This is a genomic window from Vibrio sp. 10N.239.312.C11, assembly GCF_041466065.1.
Taxonomy (GTDB): Bacteria; Pseudomonadota; Gammaproteobacteria; order Enterobacterales; family Vibrionaceae; genus Vibrio; species Vibrio tasmaniensis_A.
Window position 1 is genome coordinate 1 of the sequence record NZ_JBFSRZ010000125.1, and the last position, 1,979, is coordinate 1,979.

The window sequence follows — 1,979 nt, forward strand, 5'->3', positions numbered from 1 at the left end:
TGTCAACGCCAGTTTAAAATTGACCCACTTATCGGCGTTATCGCCGAAGTAAAACTGACCCACCCACGTAATTAACTTCTACTTTCAGATAGATTTTCTAGAACCGTAGGTATGGTTCCAGCCGCCTTCTTTCCTCGTAATCGGTAGCTTTCTCCGCTGATTTGTACGATGTGAGAGTGATGAAGAAGCCTATCCAGTAATGCCGCCGTTAGTGTCGTATCGTCAGCGAACGCATTTGACCATTGAGAGAACGGCAAGTTACTGGTTACGATAATGCTGCCTTGCTCGTATCGTTTAGCGATGACATTGAAGAACAAGTTCGCTTCTTCTCTGCCGAACGGTAGATATCCGATTTCATCGACGATAAGGAGCTTTGGCGCAAGAACGCTTCGCCTTAAGTAGCTTTCAAGTTTGCCCTGAGCTTTTGCCGTAGACAGTTGAAGCATTAAGTCAGCAGCCGTGATGAACCGTGTCTTTAAGCCTTTTTGTACCGCTATTTGACCAAGGCTAACAGCAAGATGGCTCTTACCAACACCACTTGGACCAAGTAGTACTACGTTTTCTTTTCGCTCGACGAACGCCAACCCTGTTAGCTCCTTGAGCTGTTTCCGTGGGGCACCTGTTGCGAACTTGAAGTCATAGTCATCGAACGTTTTCTCCATAGGGAAGCTGGCGAACTTAGTCAGCGTTGCTCTTGTGCGTTCAGCTCTTGCTTCAAGCTCAGCGCTTAGAAGTGATTCTAAGTAATCGGCTAGACTCAACTCTTGAGTGTTAGCGACTTCTGCCAACCTCGGCCATTCCTGACCCATGGCTTGTAACTTCAGCGTTGCGCACGCAGCTTCGATGCGATTCATTTGAAGGTTCATACTCGCACCTCCAACAACGTGTCATACATTGATAGTGGATGTTGGAAGCTCTCAACTGGCATGACATTATCACCCATTGTTAACGGAGCTATCGGGCGTGTCGGCGACGGGAGAGGTTGAAGTGTAAAACGTTCTTTCTCTAGAAGAACTTGAGGCTTTGTACCTGTTGTGCCGTGTATCCTCTGGTGAGCGACGGTTTCTAACCACGAGCCGATATGCCCATTAAGGACATCGGCTGTGATTTTCAGACCGTGTTGTTTAAGTGTCGCAGCAAGCGGAGTGACGAAGCTACTTTTCAAGTAAGAGTTAAATCGCTCCACTTTCCCTTTGGTCTTTGCGCGATACGGACGGCAAGCTCTTGGTTTGAAATTGTACTTCTTGGCGGCAGTGAGCAGCATAGCGTTCCATCGATGCTCGCCTTCACCGTATGCATCTCGCTCTATCATGATGGCTTTCGCATTATCGAACAGAACCTCTTTGGGTACGCCACCGAAGTATTCAAATGCTTCTTCAAGACCATCAACCCAGTCTTCTTGGCGCTCCCGCTCACAAAAGCGAACGAACGTCGCTCTGCTATAACCAAGCGTAGCAACAAAGGCTTTAACCCGTATGCCGTAATGCGTAATGGTCGTGAAGTCGACTTGCATTTGCTCACCAGGTTGTGTTTCGAATCGAACCACAGGGTCGGCAGGCGTGCTAGGTTTGTATTGTTTGATGTGCTTTTTGAGCATCGTTATGCCGCCTTCGTAACCGAAGGATTTTATCTCACGCAGTAAGACTGTTGCTGGTATCCAATAAGGCCTTGCAGCTTCAATGCGGGTGTGCAAGTAGTCGTGGTAAGGCTGTAATTTTGTTGGTCGAGACTGTCGTTCGGGATACACAGGCTCTTTACTTCTGTTTCGAAGATAAGTGCGAACGGTATTTCTAGAGATACCTAAATCTCGCGCAATGCGGCGGATGCTGTGCCCTTGCTGATGTAAAACGTGTATTTCCACTAGTTGCTCCTGATTGATCATAATCCGCCGCTTTGTCCATGTTACGAACGGATAGTTTGCCTCAGGTGGGTCAATTTTAAATCGACGTTAGTGGGTCATTTTTACATCGGCGCTGACA

General features: G+C 47.7%; 2 protein-coding genes. Both read right to left on the bottom strand.

The window, feature by feature from the left end; genetic code table 11:
* Positions 1 to 71 precede the first annotated feature (71 nt).
* Positions 72 to 866 (bottom strand): IS21-like element helper ATPase IstB, encoded by a 795-nt coding sequence (gene istB, locus AB6D07_RS22870; RefSeq protein WP_017102649.1) that lies wholly within the window; start codon positions 864 to 866, stop codon positions 72 to 74.
* Complete coding sequence (gene istA, locus AB6D07_RS22875) at positions 863 to 1,882, bottom strand: IS21 family transposase (protein ID WP_017102648.1); 1,020 nt, start codon at positions 1,880 to 1,882, stop codon at positions 863 to 865. The genes istB and istA overlap by 4 nt, the downstream gene beginning before the upstream one ends.
* Positions 1,883 to 1,979: the final 97 nt, after the last annotated feature.

Coding starts and splice junctions, on each gene's coding strand:
- istB (WP_017102649.1), bottom strand. CDS start 866: ATGAACCTTCAAATGAATCGCATCGAAGCTGCGTGCGCAACGCTGAAG.
- istA (WP_017102648.1), bottom strand. CDS start 1,882: ATGATCAATCAGGAGCAACTAGTGGAAATACACGTTTTACATCAGCAA.